We start from the raw sequence: 16,377 nt of genomic DNA, 5'->3' as shown, positions 1-16,377 counted from the left end.
TATCGTCAAGAAAAGGAAGGCGGCGATTAGTTCGCCGCCTCTTTCTTCGTTGTTTTCTTGGCTGCGGGTTTTTTTGCAGCGGTCTTTTTGGCGGCCGGTTTCTTCGCGGCCACCTTTTTTGTTGTTGTCTTTTTGGCGGCGGCTTTGGTTGCCTTGGCCGGTTTGCCGGATTTGGCTTCCTTTTCCTTCAGCGCCGCAATGGCCATTTCCAGCGTGACATCTTCCTTGTTGGTGTCACGCGGCAGGTTGGCATTGGTTTTCTTGTGTTTGACAAACGGTCCCCAACGGCCATCAGCCAGGAATATCGGCTCGCCGTCATCCGGATGTTTGCCGATTTCCTTGCCGGCCTTTTCGCGTTTGTCCGCAATAAGTGCAATCGCACGGTTTTCACCAACCGTCAGAACGTCATCCTCGGCCTTAAGCGATGCAAAGATGCTGCCGGCCTGAACATAGGGGCCAAACCGACCGACATTGGCCTTGATTTCCTCGCCGGTGTCGGGGAATACGCCGACCAGACGTGGCAATGTCAGCAATTCTTCCGCCTTGGTCAGATCGACAACCGATGGCTCCAGCCCTTTTGGAAGGGATGTCCGCTTCGGCTTGACCTTTTTGGGTTTGCCGTTCTTGCCTTCGACTTCCTCTTCTTCACCCAACTGCACATAAACACCATACGGGCCTTTGCGCAGGGTGATTTCCTTACCGGTTTCCTTATCGATGCCAAGCACCTTGGGCCCGGCATCAAGTTCGGAATCACCGCCATTTTCATTGGCAACCAGCGGACGGGTAAAGTTGCATTCCGGATAATTCGAACAGCCGAGGAACGCACCGAATTTACCGAGTTTGAGGCTCAGCGTGCCATCGGCACATTTCGGGCATTTATGCGGGTCTGTGCCGTCTTCGCGCGCCGGGAACAGGTAATTTTCAAGCATCACCTGAAGCGCATCAAGCACATCGGTGATCTTCAGTTCCTTGGCTTCGTCGACATTGCCCTTGAAGGCCGACCAGAACTGGTTCAGGACATCGCGCCAGGCAAGACTGCCGTTTGAAACGTCATCAAGCTGGTTTTCCAGATCGGCAGTAAAGTTGTACTGCACATAACGTTCAAAGAATTTCGACAGGAATGCCGTGACCAGACGGCCGCGATCCTGTGCGACAAAGCGGCGCTTGTCCAGCGTCACATAATCGCGATCCTGCAACACCGAAATGATCGACGCATAGGTCGACGGACGGCCAATGCCCAGCTCTTCCATCTTCTTGACCAGGCTTGCCTCGGTATAGCGGGGCGGGGGCTGGGTGAAATGCTGGTCGATACTGACTTTGCCAAGATCAGGCTTCTGGCCTTCTTTTAACGGCGGCAGACGGCGATCATTTTCGTCCTCGGTCTCGTCATCCTTGCCTTCCTGATACAGTTTCAGGAAACCGTCGAATTTGACGACCGAACCATTGGCACGCAGAACCACGTGATTGTCATTCGATGACAGATCAACCGCAACCTGATCGAATTTGGCGTCTTCCATCTGGCAGGCGACGGTACGTTTCCAGATCAGGGTATAAAGGTTCAACTGATCCTTATCAAGATGACGGGCAACCTGATCGGGACGACGGAACAGGTCGGTCGGACGGATGGCCTCGTGGGCTTCCTGTGCGTTCTTGGCCTTGTTGGCAAAGCTGCGTGCGCTTGGCGGCAGGTAATTTTCGCCGTAATCCTTTGAAATCAGGCGGCGTGCTGCGGCCAGTGCCTCGCCAGAAAGAACCACGGCGTCGGTACGCATATAGGTGATCAGACCAACCGTCTCGCCACCGATATCAACCCCTTCATAAAGGCGCTGCGCAAGTTGCATGGTGCGTTTTGCACCAAAACCAAGCTTGCGCGATGCTTCCTGTTGCAGGGTCGATGTGGTGAAAGGCGGCTGCGGACGGCGTTTGACGTCCTTGCGTTCGACCTTTGAAACCGTATAGCTGCGGCTTTCGACCTTTTCCTTGGCAATCGTTGCCGCACCCTCGTTGCCCAGTGCCAGCTTGTCCAGCTTCTCACCGTTCAGATGGGTTAGGCGCGCGGTGAAGTTGCCCTCAGGCACCTTGAAACCGGCTTCCAGCGACCAGTATTCGTCGGGGCGGAATGCTTCGATCTCGATCTCGCGTTCGCAGATCAGACGAAGGGCGACGGACTGCACGCGACCTGCAGACCGCGAACCGGGTAATTTGCGCCACAGGACAGGCGACAGGTTAAAGCCCACCAGATAATCAAGGGCACGGCGCGCCAGATAGGCATCGACCAGTTCCTGATTAAGCTCGCGCGGATTGGCAATCGCGTCCGTTACGGCCTTTTTGGTGATCTCGTGGAACACGACACGATGAACGTCGCGACCGCGCAAAAGCTTTTTCTGTTCCAGAACTTCCAGAATATGCCAAGAAATCGCTTCCCCTTCGCGATCCGGGTCAGTCGCGAGATAGATGGTGTCGGCATCGCGTGCGGCCGATGCGATCTCGCGGATCTGTTTTTCCGAACGGCCATCGGTTTCCCAGACCATCGAAAAATCATTGTCGGGATCAACCGATCCATCTTTCGACGGAAGATCGCGGATGTGACCAAAAGAGGCCAGCACCTTGTAATCGTCACCGAGATATTTATTGATCGTCTTGGCTTTGGCCGGGGATTCGACGATGACAAGATTCATTACGTTTTTCGTGTCCGGTTCTTGCGCCCTGGGGCGATAATGTATGTCGTGCTGCGAATGATCCGAATGTCCGACACTTATATATAGTGTGACCGTCTTTCAGATCAGATTGCGCAAATTGCGGCAAATCACAACAATATTGTCGCAGCACGGATGTCTGCGACACTCATTCGGCGATACGCGATACCCTATTTCCGGGGTGACGTTCAACCCTTCCTGCAAGCTCAAGCTCAATCAGCATGGTCGAAATCACATCGGCAGGCATGCCCGATGCCCGGATAAGCTGATCAATCAGTAGCGGGCTGGTCGACAATAGCTCGAGAACATCTTCTGTTCCGCGACCCTCATTTCGTGATCGGTCATTTACCCCGGTTTCTTCTTGGTTATCAACGCTTTCAGAGCTGTCATCAATGGTGCCGGTTCTGGCATCGCGTTCGATGGATTTGGTGATGTCGCTGAAATCATCTGACTGGCCGTTTACGATTGTCGCACGGCTGTCGATGGCAAAATGATGAATTCCTTCACGCAGATGGTTGTTTTGCAGCGAAACATGCAAGGCATCCAAAATCACGTCAACGGAGTCGCATAGGATCGCACCATCCCGGATCAGGCTGTTGGGACCTGCCGCGCGGGGATCGGTCGGACTGCCTGGAACTGCAAAAACATCGCGACCCTGTTCACCGGCAAAACGCGCGGTGATCAGCGATCCCGAATTGCGCCCGGCCTCGACCACGACGATGCCGTGCGAAAGTCCGGAAATGATCCGGTTGCGCCTTGGAAAATGCCGTGCCTGCGGATTTAATCCCGGCGGCATTTCCGAAATCACACAGCCATTTTCACAAAGCTTGCGATACAGATCGGCATGTTCCTGCGGATAAACCACATCAACACCGCCGCCCAGAACCGCAACGGTGCCACCAACAGTATTGGCGACCTGCAGGCAGGCATCGTGAACCGCGCCATCAATCCCGCGCGCCATACCCGATGCCACGACATATCCAGCCTCGCACAGGGCGGCTGATAAACGCCGGGCAAACCCGCATCCATTGGCCGATGCATTACGGGCTCCGACGATCCCGATGGTTGGTCTGGTTAAAAGTTCAACGCGTCCGAGTGCATAAAAATAGGGTGGGGCATCCTCGATCGCGGCCAGCATCGCCGGATATTCAGGATCGCCGATAATTACCGGCTTGGCATCGCAGGCCCGCGCCTGATCAATTTCGGCAATCGTGTCTTCACGCGTCGCCAGAACAATCTGCCGCTTGCCACCGGTGCGTGCGATAATATCGGGCAGGGCGTCAATTGCGTTGCGTGCTGATCCGAACCGCTCGATCAGCTTGCGGAAGGTGACCGGTCCGACATTGGCACTGCGCGCCAGTCGCATGCGTGCGAGGCGTTCGGATTGCGCTAATCGTATGGGTTGTTGTGTGTCTGAAACCATAACGCCCGGATTGTGATCATCCGGGCGTTGTTTCGTCAAGCTATTCGAATTGCGGCCTATTCTTCGCTGGCAGCCGCGGCTTCTTTTTTCTTCTGGCCGATTTTGGGTTCTTCGCCTTTGATCAGGCGGCGGATATTGCTGTGATGAGCACCCCAGACAATCACGGCAAGGAAGATCGCAAGCCATCCGGCACCGGGATCATTGGCGATCAGGAAGGCCGCAATCGGGGCGGCGATCATCGCGATAAGCGCCGAAAGCGACGAAATGCGGAAAATCAGCGCCATCACAAGCCACGTCGCTGCCGCGACAAGCCCCATGATCCAGTTTACCGCGACAAGGGTGCCAAGGGTGGTGGCAACACCTTTACCGCCCTTGAAACGCAGCCAGACGGGGAACATATGCCCGATAACCGCGGCGCCACCGGCAAAAATGCCGGCTTCTGCACTGACGAAGTGGGTAAAAAGCAGGGCTGCCGCTGCACCTTTACCGACATCACCGACAAGGGTCAGGAACGCCAGAAACTTGTTCCCGGTACGCAGCACGTTGGTCGCACCGATATTGCCTGATCCGATCTTGCGGATATCGCCAAGTCCGGCCATCCGCGTCAGAACAAGGCCAAACGGGATCGAGCCCAGCAGATATCCGCAAACAGTTGCAATCTGGAGCGACATCAGGGTTGCCTTGTAAGTGGCATCAAGTTCCATATTCACGCGCCTTCCGCGACAGAGGGATCGGCAAAGACCTCGCGACCATCAATGATGGTGCGAAGGACACGGCCTTGGGTCAGGCGACCGTCAAATGGCGAGTTTTTCGATTTTGACTCGAACTGATAGGGATCAATCTTCCATGGGCGATCCGGATCAAATAGCACCAGATCGGCAGCCGTCCCGATTTCAAGCGTACCGGCACCTTTGATGCGCACCAGTCCCGCCGGAGCCGTCGTCAGCTTGGTAATCACGTCAAGCATCGACATATGCCCGTTGTGATAAAGCTCAAGCGTGATCGGCAGAAGAGTTTCAAAGCCAACGCCACCGGCGGCGGCCTGTGCAAAAGGCAGGCGTTTGGAGTCAACATCCTGCGGATTATGGTCGGATGCGATGGCATCAATCGTGCCATCGGCAAGGCCCGCCACAATCGCCTGACGGTCATCCTCGGATCGAAGCGGTGGCGATAGCTTGGCAAAGGTTCGGTAATCCGAAACCGCATTTTCGTTAAGTGCAAAATAGAACGGCGCGGTATCGCACGTGACCTTAAGGCCACGTTTCTTGGCCTTGCGGACCACCTCGACCGATTCTCCTGTCGAAATATGGGCAAAATGCAAACGTCCGCCCGTCATTTCAACCAGCCGCAAATCGCGCTCTATCTGCATGACTTCGGCAAGGGGGGACACACCGCTAAGGCCAAGACGGGTGGCAAGTTCGCCGCTATTCATTGCCGCACCCTTGGAAAGTTCCGGCTCCTCGGGATGCTGGACGATCATACCGTCAAAGAAGGTTGAATAGGATAATGCCTGCCGCAGCAACCGGGCGCTGGCGATGGTTTTCACGCCATCACAAAACGCGACGGCACCGGCCTGATGCAAAAGGCCCATCTCGGTGATTTCGCCACCTTCGATGCCCTTTGATACTGCGCCATAGGCAAAAACCTTGGCCAGGCCAACCTTGCGGGCGCGACGCGCAATAAACTCGACCCCTGCAACATCGTCAATCACCGGATCGGTGTTGGGCAGGGCGATGATCGTGGTGATCCCACCCGCTGCCGCCGAACGACCGGCGGTTTCAATGGTTTCCTGATGTTCGAACCCCGGATCGCGCAATTGCGCGCGCATATCGACAAGTCCGGGCGCAAGGCATGCACCCGCGGCATCGATGATCTCGCAATCCCTGGGCAGATTGTCGCGCGTGACCTTTGCGCCGCAATCAATGATCTTGCTGTTTTCAATCAGGATGCCGCCCGTGCTGTCGGTTTGTGCGGCCGGGTCAAGCAGGCGGGCATTGATGATGGCCTTGCGGCCCGTGCCCTTTACACGAATGGCTGGGGTCATGCCTGGCCTCCGAGCTGTCTGTGGTTCTGGACCAGCAATTCAAGGGCGGCCATGCGCACCGCAACCCCCATTTCAACCTGTTCGCGGATGACGGATCGTTCGACGTCGTCGGCGACTTCACTGTCGATCTCGACGCCGCGGTTCATCGGGCCGGGATGCATGATCAGCGCATCGGGCTTGGCATTGGCAAGCTTCGCGCGATCAAGGCCGTGGAAATGGAAATATTCGCGGACGGACGGGATAAAGCTTCCTTCCATGCGTTCCAGCTGAAGGCGCAGCATCATGACGATGTCGCAATCCTTGAGGCCTTCTTCCATATCATGGAAAATCTCGACCCCCATCCGGTCGATCTTGGACGGGATCAGGGTCGGTGGGGCAACAAGCCGCACCCGCGATCCCATGGTATTAAGCAGTAGTATGTTCGAACGGGCGACGCGCGAATGCGCGATATCGCCGCAGATCGCAACGTTAAGCCGATGCAGGCGGCCCTTGTGACGGCGAATGGTCAGCGCATCAAGCAATGCCTGTGTCGGGTGCTCGTGTCGGCCATCCCCGGCATTGAGAACTGCGCAATTGACCTTCTCGCTCAGCAGCTTGACCGCGCCGCTGTCGCCATGGCGGACCACAAGTGCATCCGGGTTCATCGCATTGAGCGTCATCGCGGTATCAATCAGGGTTTCACCCTTTTTGACCGAACTGGTGCCGACCGTCATGTTGATCACCATCGCACCAAGCCGCTTGGCGGCCAGCTCAAACGATGTCAGCGTTCGGGTCGAGTTTTCATAGAACAGATTGACGACCGTGGCCCCGGCAAGAATGTTGCTGGTCTTGTCTGCTGTGCGGTTCTTTTCCGCATAATGCTGGGCACGATCAAGAATAAGGGTGATTTCCCCCGGGGTAAGACCTTCGATACCGAGGAGGTGAGGGTGCGGATAGTGATCCGCCGCTGGTCCCATGACACTCATGGCGTTGCACATATTCCTTAAATGGTATGGGCAGAATTTCGCGCGGAGCATACCCAATTGCCCCTGTCACGGAAAGTTAAAATATTGCCCCAAAAAGCTGACCGGATGGTCAGCATTTCATCTGGTTTACATCAGACTACATGCAGCAAAACCGCAAGGATCGGTATGGTGATAATCGCGAAAAGCGTGTGAACCGTAATGATGCTGGCCATCATCGGTGCGTCACCGCCCATCAGGCGGGCCAGTACAAACGCACTGGCCGAACAGGGGAGCCCTGCATAAAGCACAACTGCCGCCAGTTCCACCGGCGGCAGGCCGAGCAAAAGACAAAGCCCCGCTGCAATCGCCGGGCTGATCACAAGCTTGCCAAACGTTGAAAACCCGACCGGCCCCCCGGCGCGTCGTGCCGCCGAAAGGTCAAGCCCCGCACCAACCGCCAGAAGCCCGATTGGCAATGCCGCACGCCCCAGAACTTCCAGAAACGGCCCGATCACTGGCGGCAGGCCAAATCCCGTCATATTGATCGCGATGCCCAAAACACACGCCATCAGCAATGGATTGCGCAGAACATCGCGCAAAAGCGACACCGCACCGGGCGTGCGTTCATTATCCCCCCAATGCGCGCAGGCCAGAACCGAGAGCACATTGACCGTCGGCACGACCAAGGCAACGCAAAGGGCGGTCACCGTCAATCCGGCTTCGCCCAGAAGGGCGGCGGCAACCGCAAGCCCGATATAGGTATTGGGTCGGATCGCTCCCTGAAACAGCGATGAAAAGGCCGGGTTGCTGACTTTCAGAACCGGTTTGGTGATCAGGATAAGAACGGTGCAGATGAAAACCGTGCCCAGCATCGCAGTCGCAATCCCCGCCAGCGGCAGGCTGCCCAGATCGGCCTGCGCAGTATTGGAAAACAGCAATGCCGGGAATGTCACATAATAGGTCAGCTTTTCCGCCCCAGGCCAGAACGCATCAGGCAGGAATTTGCGTTGCCGCAGGATGAAACCAAGCACGATCAGGGCAAAGGTCGGGATCAGGGCGGACAGGATGGCTAACATGGGGCGCTTTCGAAAATATCTTGCGGCACGATGGGCCGGTTATTAATCGGTTGTTATGTGATTTGCTGTGATGGTTTGCATTGCGACGATCCTGTCTGACATCGTATCGACAAGACTGTTTGTTTCATTGCATGTCCATCCTGTGATAATGAGCATGGGTCAGATAATGCGTGCAACGCACTGATTTATCAATTGAAAGAAATTCCTGCGCTGTTAGCACTGCAAACAGGAATGCAATCAGGGGAATGCCCATGAGCCGCTCAATCGATCATCTGGTTTTATGTGTCAATGATCTTGATGCGGCCTGTGATGCCTATCGCAAGCTGGGCTTTACTGCCACCCCGCGCGCCAATCATCCGTTTGGCACCGGCAACGCCCTGATCCAGCTTGATGGCATGTATATCGAATTGCTTGCCGTGATCGAGCCGGAAAAAATCGCCGAAACCGATCTCGCAGCACCGTTTTCCTTCCCGATTTATAATCGCGATTATCTGCGTCAGCGTGAAGGCATGTCGATGCTGGCGCTGCAATCACGCGATGCGGAAAAAGACCGGGAGGCTTTCATTGCTGCCGGTGCCGCCGTTCCGCGTGTCTTCAAGTTCGAACGCGAAGCCACCCGCCCGGATGGTTCTCTGACCGATGTGGCATTCTCGCTTGCCTTTGCCAATCACCCGTTGCTGCGTCACGCCGTAACATTCGTTTGCCAGCATCGCCACCCGCCGCAGAATTTCTATTATCCGGAATATCAGACGCATGCGAACGGGGCCTATGCGATTGGCAAGGTGTTCCTGATGCATTGGGCGGCCGACGCGGTATCGGATTTTGTCGCCGAAATAGGCACCGACAAGATTGTCGAAGCCCTTCACAGCGATGAAATGGTCACCCGTTTTGGCATTGATGATCCGCTTTTCCCGACCGACGGATTTGCCGGGTACGAAATCATCGTTGACCGGATTGATGCCATCGCCGAGGCCGCCCAATCCATGGGGGCAATTCATAAGAAGGGGCGACTGATCCTGCCGCCATCCAAATTCTTCGGGACCCTGATTGTCTTCAAGGCCAAAGAAAAAGCCGCCTGACATATCAGACGGCCTTATCGGAAATCTTGAAATGGCCCGGTTTGATCGGGCGAAAAATCAGGCGTCTTCGTCGCCGATTTCGTCCTCATCGTCATCGTCCGGATTTTCATACGGATCGGTGTGAAGATTAAGGTTATCAAGCGCACCCTGGAGGATATAGGCCGCAGCCGTTTTATCGACAACTTCCGCACGGCGTTTGCGGGTCATGTCGACATCCTCGATCAGGATGCGTTCAACCGCGTTGGTCGAAAGACGTTCATCCCAAAGCAGGATCGGCAGATCGATATAATTCTGCATTTCGTCGACAAAGGCATAAACCCGGTGGCAGGCCTTGCCGATCGTGCCGTCAAGCTCACGCGGAAAACCGATGATGATACCACCGACATTCTGTTTGGTGATGATCGCCGAAAGTTCGGCAATATCCCGCGTGAATTTCTTGCGCGAAATCAGCGAATAGGGGGACGCGATCTGTAGCCCGACATCCGAAAGGGCCACGCCAATGGTCTTGGTGCCGAGATCCAGCCCCAAAACGCGTGCTGCCGGTGTCAAAAACCGCAGCAATTCCTGTGTGTCATTGCAAATCATGGCGCCCTTATAGGTGCGTTGCCCGAAAAACGCCAGCGCATTTCAACCGGCGAAACGCAATACTGACATGCCTGAAACGTCGGTGAAAGCATGGCTTTGCCCCCGATGTCCGCCATGATCAGGTGGCAACTTTCCCAGCTGTTGGAAAAGTTGCCGAAATTGGCTGTCTCCGGCCCTTGCGGCGGGGGCAGCGGGGTGCTAGTTTCCGCGCTGTAATTTCAAGTTCCGGCAGGCTGGCTGCTTGCCGGGTGTTTTGTCATTCCTTAAGAGAGACTTTCATCCATGTCGTCTTTGGATAAGGAAACAGTTCGCAGGATCGCCTTTCTGTCGCGTATCAACGTGTCCGAAGAAGGGCTTGGCGAACTGGCGGGAGATTTGACCCGTATCCTCGATTTCGTCGAGGAACTGCAAGAAGTTGATGTCGAGGGTTGTGATCCCCTGACGTCGGTTGCCGATCTGACCCTGCCGATGCGCAAGGACGAAGTCACCGATGGCAATATCCAGCAAAAAGTGCTGTCAAACGCACCGATGACCGATGCTGGCTGTTTTGTTGTGCCGAAGGTGGTTGAATAATGACTGATCTGACAAATCTGACGCTTGCCGAGGCCCGCGACGGGCTGGCAAAGGGTGATTACACATCGGTCGAACTGACCGAAGCCCACATCAAATCGATGGAAGTGCACCGTAATCTGAACGCTTACATCACCGAAACCCCGGACAAGGCCATCGACATGGCCAAGGCTTCGGATGCCAAGCGCGCCAAGGGTGACGCGGGTAAAATGGAAGGCCTGCCGATTGCGATCAAGGATCTGTTCTGCACCGAAGGTGTCCAGACGACTGCGGCCTCGCACATCCTCGAAGGTTTCAAACCGGAATATGAATCCACCGTCACCACCAACCTGTTTAATAACGGCGCGGTGATGCTGGGCAAGGCCAACCTTGATGAATTTGCCATGGGGTCGTCCAATACGTCGTCCTATTATGGCAATGTCATCAACCCGTGGAAGGGTAAGGATGGCAAGGATCTGGTTCCGGGGGGCTCTTCTGGTGGTTCGGCGGCGGCTGTTGCCGCAGGCATGGCGCTGGCGGCGACCGGTACCGATACCGGTGGCTCGATCCGTCAACCGGCATCCTATTGCGGTATTGTAGGCCTGAAGCCGACCTATGGCCGTTGCTCGCGCTGGGGCATTGTTGCCTTTGCTAGCTCGCTTGATCAGGCAGGTCCGATGACCAAAACCGTTCGCGACGCTGCGATCATGCTGGGCGCAATGGCCGGTCACGATGCCAAGGACAGCACATCCGCCCCGGTTGCGGTTCCTGATTTCGAAGCCGCCCTGACGGGTGACATTCGCGGCATGAAAATCGGTATTCCGAAAGAATACCTCGTCGATAACATGCCCGAAGAAATCAACAGGCTGTGGGATAACGGTATTGCGATGCTGCGCGATGCGGGTGCCGAAGTGGTCGATGTGACCCTGCCGCACACCAAATACGCGCTTGGCACCTATTATATCGTCGCCCCGGCCGAGGCATCCTCGAACCTTGCGCGTTATGACGGCCTGCGTTACGGCCAGCGCGTCATGGATGAAGGTGACAGCCTGGACGACATGTATATGAAGTCCCGTGCGGCTGGTTTCGGCAAGGAAGTCCAGCGCCGCATCATGATCGGCACCTATGTGCTGTCGGCTGGCTACTATGACGCTTACTACAACAAGGCGCTTAAAGTCCGTCGTCGCATTTACGAGGATTTCGCAACCGCATTCGGCACCGTTGATGCCATTCTGGCACCGACTGCACCGTCGGCGGCCTTTGCGATTGGCGAAAACGAAGACGATCCGGTCAAAATGTATCTGAACGATGTCTTTACCGTCCCGGCAAGCCTTGCGGGTCTTCCGGGCTTGTCGCTGCCGACCGGCCTGTCTGCCGATGGTCTGCCGCTTGGTCTGCAGCTGATTGGTAAACCGTTTGACGAAGAAACCGTTCTGCGTGTCGGTGGCGTGCTTGAAACTGCCGCCAACTTTACCGCGAAACCGGCCGGGCAGGAGGGCTGATCCATGACCTATATCATCGAAGGTTCAACCGGCCCTTGGGAAATCGTTGTCGGTCTGGAAGTTCACTGTCAGGTGGTTTCCAAATCCAAACTGTTTTCCGGTGCATCGACCACATTCGGTAACGAACCGAACACCAATGTCAGCCTTGTTGACGCGGCCATGCCTGGCATGTTGCCGGTCATCAACGAGGAATGCGTGCGGCAGGCCGTAAAGACCGGCCTTGGCCTTAAAGCCAGGATCAATCTTGAAAGCGTCTTTGCGCGCAAGAACTACTTCTATGCCGATCTGCCGCAGGGCTATCAGATTTCGCAGTTCGACAAACCGATCGTCGGCGAGGGGACCATTATCCTCGATATGCCTGATGGCTCGACCAAATCGGTTGGCATTGAACGCCTGCATCTTGAACAGGATGCCGGTAAATCGATGCACGATCAGGATCCGAAATATTCGCATATCGATTTGAACCGTTCGGGCGTTGCCCTGATGGAAATCGTGTCCAAGCCTGATATCCGCACTCCGGAAGAAGCTGGTGCATACCTGACCAAGCTGCGCGCAATCGTGCGTTACCTTGGCACGTGTGATGGCAACATGAACGAAGGTTCGATGCGCTGTGATGCCAACGTTTCGGTCCGTCGTCCGGGCGCTGAATTCGGCACGCGTTGCGAAATCAAGAACGTCAACTCCATCCGTTATGTGATGCAGGCGATCGAGATCGAAGCAAAACGTCAGGTCGAAGTCATCGAAGCCGGTGGCGAAATCGTTCAGGAAACCCGTCTTTACGATCCGCGTCTGGGTGAAACCCGTTCGATGCGATCCAAGGAAATGGCACATGATTACCGCTATTTCCCGGATCCGGATCTGCTGCCGCTGGTATTCGATCAGGCATTCGTTTCCGAAATCGAAAAGACCCTGCCGGAACTACCGGACGAGAAAAAAGCCCGCTTCATGCGTGAAAACGGCCTGTCGGCTTATGATGCTGGCGTTCTCGTTGCCGATCAGGAAAAGGCCGCCTATTACGAAGCCGTTGCCAAGGGCCGTGATGGCAAACTTGCCGCGAACTGGGTGATCACCAACCTGTTTGGTGCGCTCAACAAGCTGGAAGTTCCCGTCACCGAAAGCCCGGTCACGGCCGAAAATCTCGGCAAGCTTCTGGACCTGATTTCGGATGACACCATTTCGGGCCGTATCGCCAAGGACGTCTTTGAAATCATGATCGAAACCGGCAATGACCCGGAAAAGATCGTCGAAGAAAAAGGTCTGAAGCAGATCACCGATACCGGTGCGATTGAAACCGCGATTGACGAAGTCATTGCGGCCAACCCGGACAAGGTTCAGGAAATCCGCGACGGCAAGGACCGCATGCTGGGCTGGTTCGTTGGCCAAGTCATGAAATCCACGGGCGGCAAAGCCAACCCGGGCATGGTCAACCAGATGCTCCGCGACAAAATCCTCGGCTGATTTCAATCATCAGACGATGTGCAAAAGCCGCCCGTTTCGATCTGAAACGGGCGGCTTTTTGTTGGGTTCTATGTGTCGCTAATCATCTTCAAAGTTAATGAGCCAAATGCTGCCTGAAGATTTCATAAAACATATTTTTTTAGAATTGGGAGGCGTCGGAACTTTTGTCTTTAAATCACAAATTTGCTGCCTGTAAGAGTAGGCTCAGGTTTCTTGGAGATGGCTCAATACCCCGCTCCCTTTCTGCTTGCAGCATTTCATAGCTTAGAACAATAACGCGAGCCGCCTCCGATATGTCCCATGTCCTATTGTTTTGTGAGCGATAGGATTCAATTTCCTCGAGAATCATGCGTAGTAAATCAGCGTCAATCACGCGCGCTTGATCCTGCACTTCGCTTCTCAGCATGCTGCCTCTTCCTGTCAGCAACCAGCTTGCGTCTATGCCATTATCAACCAGTACAGCCAAAGATGATGCTTTTGGTTCATTTTTGTCCAGCTCGTAACGTTCCCACGATTTGCGTGTAAGTCCGGCAAGGTCTGCTGCTTCCGATGCACTAAGCCCTATATGCTTTCTCGCCTCTCTTATTCGCCCACTAAGGTTGGTTATCATAACTGCTGTTCCTGTATGGAATTGGAGTGTGAAGAATCAAAAAAACATAAACCTTTGGTTTATTTAGATTCTCAAAATTGATACTTTTGGGGTTTTGGTTTAAAAAAATACCATTAAAGGTATTTTTTCTTGATTTTGGTTCATTAATGTACCATTACTTCTCTGTCTTTGATGGTGTGTGCAGAGTGAACTTCAGTGCCAAACTGAAATGATCGCCTGTATCCGTGCATAAGCGATGTTTTGCCCGGGCGATGTTTGGCATTCGCGATCTATCTGCGCTTGACTGTTAACTTTCCGACTGGGGTGTTGGTTAATCTCAAGCAAAGTGTGAGACGTGATTTACGCAGCTTGGCGAAGTGCTCAGGATGATCGTCGCACAGTGTTTATTTCCTGTAAGCATTCTGAACCCTTAGAAAACCTTCGTGATGACTTGAGGCAATTTCGCATATTTCATCTCAAGTTGCGTGCTGGCAGGTCATGTTCATTCAAAGCCATTGATTGCATGGGACAATTTTGCTCAGAGCGAAACAGTTTCCTCTGATTGCTGCGTGAAATGAATTCATTCTTTTGTATCAAGGCTCCCTCTAGATGTGTGGTTCTTTTTTGGGAGGATAATACTAAAGGATAGTTATTGGGGTGTGGGGTAGTAATATGGGGCTTCTAAAGCGAATTAAAATTGCCATCAAAGTTGCTGGCGGTTTTGGCGTGATGTTGGTTTTGATGATCACGGTGTCGGCGATCTGCGTTATTGCATTGATGGATGCAGACAGTAATTTCAACGAGTATCGGCAGATTGCACTGCAATCAAACCAAGCTTCACGTGTTCAGGCCAATATGCTTGAAGCTCGTGTCTCGGTTTTGAGTTTTCAGATGAAGCAGTCTCCTGAAGTTCTTGAAAACGCAAATCAAAGACTAGAAACAACCAAAAAGCTTAACGTCGAATTTTTGTCTCTTGTTAAAGATCCTGACTACCTTGAAAGTGCGAAAGCTGTGGATCAGGATATTGCGGCGTATGCTGCGGCGGTTCGCGCTTTAAGTGCAACCAAGGATCCTGCGGAACAACAACATATCGCTGAATCAATCCTGAACGTTCTGGGGCCAAAGGTTGCAAGCGACATCGAAGAACTCAAACTGTCCTTCAAAGCCAAACAGGATGATATTGGTCCGAAAGCAAAAGCAGAAAACGCTTTTGCCATTTCGCTTGCCACAATCATTTCTGCAATTGCTGTTGTGGTCGGTTTGGCCGCAGCGTGGCTAATCGGTGTTGGTATTTCACGACCGATTGTTACGATCACAAACTCGATGCGAGTTCTCGCAGGTGGTGACAAAACCATCGATATTCCAGGGCAGGATCACAAGGATGAAATCGGTGACATGGCAAAGGCTGTCTTGGTATTTAAAGAAAACATGATCAAGGCAGAGGAACTGGCCGCCCAGGAAGTAGAAGCTCAAAAGCAGCGCGAAGCCCGCGCCAGATTGATCGAAAAGCTAACTGGTGATTTTGAAGATGATGTATCGATCGTTCTGAAAACGGTTGCGGATGCTGCGAGTGAAATGCAGCATACAGCGACATCAATGACGGCGACTGCGGAAGAAACCAGTCGTCAGTCAACGGTGGTTGCCGCGGCGGCCGAGCAGGCATCTAATAACGTTCAAACGGTTGCCAGTGCCTCCGAAGAATTGAGTGCATCGATCTCTGAAATCAGTCATCAGGTTACCCAGTCGTCCCGTGTGGCCGATAAGGCTGTTGCGGAAGCGCAAAGTACGAATGCACAAGTCCGAGGGCTTGCAGAAGCGGCCCAGAAAATTGGTGATGTTGTTGGTTTGATCAGTGATATTGCAGCTCAGACCAATCTTTTGGCACTGAATGCCACGATTGAAGCGGCCCGCGCAGGCGAAGCCGGCAAAGGTTTTGCCGTCGTTGCCGCGGAGGTCAAAAACCTTGCCAACGCCACGTCCAAGGCCACCGAAGAAATCACCAGTCAGATTTCTGCCATCCAGAGCGAAACAGAAGGTGCTGTTGTCGCCATTGATTCCATCGGAACAACCATCACCGAAATCAGCGAAATCGCATCGGCAATTGCCAGTGCGGTTGAGCAGCAAGGTGCCGCAACCGATGAAATCAATCGAAATGTCCAGGAAGCATCAGCTGGAACCGGCGAGGTAACGGTCAATATTCACGGCGTCAACGAAGCAGCGGCATCAACCGGTGCTGCGGCCGAGCAAGTGCTATCTGCCTCAAACAATATGTCTCAGCAAGCTGAAATACTCCTTCAGAAAGTCGAGACTTTCTTGTCGGCGGTAAAGGCAGCTTAAGCTGTCTGCGGCATTTCGCCAAAGTTCAGACCCAGATATGGCTGATGAGCGCTAAACGAACTTCTATCAGCCTTATTTTTCAATGGTTAAGCTCG

The 16,377-nt window shown here is 54.1% G+C and carries 13 protein-coding genes; 5 read left to right on the top strand and 8 right to left on the bottom strand.

The window, feature by feature from the left end; translation table 11 throughout:
* Positions 1–26 precede the first annotated feature (26 nt).
* From topA to AUP42_RS04115, 6 genes are all read right to left on the bottom strand, one after another.
* The gene (gene topA, locus AUP42_RS04140; protein WP_062949149.1) at positions 27–2,678 is read right to left on the bottom strand and encodes a type I DNA topoisomerase; all 2,652 of its coding nucleotides are present in this window, start codon (positions 2,676–2,678) and stop codon (positions 27–29) included.
* A 166-nt stretch (positions 2,679–2,844) separates the two neighbouring features.
* Complete coding sequence (gene dprA / locus AUP42_RS04135) at positions 2,845–4,158, bottom strand: DNA-processing protein DprA (protein WP_231858149.1); 1,314 nt, start codon at positions 4,156–4,158, stop codon at positions 2,845–2,847.
* Between the two features lie 17 nt (positions 4,159–4,175).
* The gene (plsY, locus tag AUP42_RS04130) at positions 4,176–4,823 is read right to left on the bottom strand and encodes a glycerol-3-phosphate 1-O-acyltransferase PlsY (protein WP_170954087.1); all 648 of its coding nucleotides are present in this window, start codon (positions 4,821–4,823) and stop codon (positions 4,176–4,178) included.
* 2 nt (positions 4,824–4,825) lie between these two features.
* Positions 4,826–6,163 carry a dihydroorotase gene (locus tag AUP42_RS04125; protein WP_156484563.1) on the bottom strand — a complete coding sequence of 446 codons (1,338 nt, stop codon included), beginning with the start codon at positions 6,161–6,163 and terminating at the stop codon, positions 4,826–4,828.
* The gene (locus AUP42_RS04120; protein ID WP_097051432.1) at positions 6,160–7,119 is read right to left on the bottom strand and encodes an aspartate carbamoyltransferase catalytic subunit; all 960 of its coding nucleotides are present in this window, start codon (positions 7,117–7,119) and stop codon (positions 6,160–6,162) included. The genes AUP42_RS04125 and AUP42_RS04120 overlap by 4 nt, the downstream gene beginning before the upstream one ends.
* Before the next feature lie 140 nt (positions 7,120–7,259).
* Positions 7,260–8,183 (bottom strand): AEC family transporter, encoded by a 924-nt coding sequence (locus tag AUP42_RS04115; RefSeq protein WP_062949143.1) that lies wholly within the window; start codon positions 8,181–8,183, stop codon positions 7,260–7,262.
* 251 nt (positions 8,184–8,434) lie between these two features.
* On the opposite strand from AUP42_RS04115, the gene AUP42_RS04110 reads away from it, so the two are divergent.
* Positions 8,435–9,262, top strand: a complete 828-nt coding sequence (locus tag AUP42_RS04110) for a VOC family protein (protein WP_062949142.1) — start codon at positions 8,435–8,437, stop codon at positions 9,260–9,262.
* 57 nt (positions 9,263–9,319) lie between these two features.
* Here the strand turns inward: AUP42_RS04110 and ruvX are convergent, their stop codons facing one another.
* Positions 9,320–9,847, bottom strand: coding sequence for a Holliday junction resolvase RuvX (gene ruvX / locus AUP42_RS04105; protein WP_062949140.1), 528 nt, complete (start codon positions 9,845–9,847; stop codon positions 9,320–9,322).
* A 282-nt stretch (positions 9,848–10,129) separates the two neighbouring features.
* On the opposite strand from ruvX, the gene gatC reads away from it, so the two are divergent.
* Genes gatC through gatB form a run of 3 tightly spaced genes read left to right on the top strand, consistent with a single transcriptional unit; the run spans position 10,130 to position 13,356 of the window.
* Positions 10,130–10,420 carry an Asp-tRNA(Asn)/Glu-tRNA(Gln) amidotransferase subunit GatC gene (gatC, locus tag AUP42_RS04100; RefSeq protein WP_007089905.1) on the top strand — a complete coding sequence of 97 codons (291 nt, stop codon included), beginning with the start codon at positions 10,130–10,132 and terminating at the stop codon, positions 10,418–10,420.
* Positions 10,420–11,898 (top strand): Asp-tRNA(Asn)/Glu-tRNA(Gln) amidotransferase subunit GatA, encoded by a 1,479-nt coding sequence (gene gatA, locus AUP42_RS04095; RefSeq protein ID WP_062949138.1) that lies wholly within the window; start codon positions 10,420–10,422, stop codon positions 11,896–11,898. Before gatC ends, gatA begins: the two co-directional genes overlap by 1 nt.
* Before the next feature lie 3 nt (positions 11,899–11,901).
* Positions 11,902–13,356 (top strand): Asp-tRNA(Asn)/Glu-tRNA(Gln) amidotransferase subunit GatB, encoded by a 1,455-nt coding sequence (gatB, locus tag AUP42_RS04090; protein ID WP_062949136.1) that lies wholly within the window; start codon positions 11,902–11,904, stop codon positions 13,354–13,356.
* Positions 13,357–13,531: 175 nt separating this feature from the next.
* Here the strand turns inward: gatB and AUP42_RS04085 are convergent, their stop codons facing one another.
* On the bottom strand, positions 13,532–13,966 hold the full coding sequence (locus AUP42_RS04085) for a helix-turn-helix domain-containing protein (protein ID WP_062949134.1): 435 nt from the start codon (positions 13,964–13,966) through the stop codon (positions 13,532–13,534).
* Positions 13,967–14,617: 651 nt separating this feature from the next.
* On the opposite strand from AUP42_RS04085, the gene AUP42_RS04080 reads away from it, so the two are divergent.
* On the top strand, positions 14,618–16,282 hold the full coding sequence (locus AUP42_RS04080; RefSeq protein ID WP_062949132.1) for a methyl-accepting chemotaxis protein: 1,665 nt from the start codon (positions 14,618–14,620) through the stop codon (positions 16,280–16,282).
* Positions 16,283–16,377 lie beyond the last annotated feature (95 nt).

The sequence above is a fragment of the Thalassospira lucentensis genome (assembly GCF_001613805.1).
Lineage (GTDB): Bacteria > Pseudomonadota > Alphaproteobacteria > Rhodospirillales > Thalassospiraceae > Thalassospira > Thalassospira lucentensis_A.
Note: the sequence above shows the minus strand (reverse complement) of the source record. Positions and strands in the feature narration are given on the sequence as shown.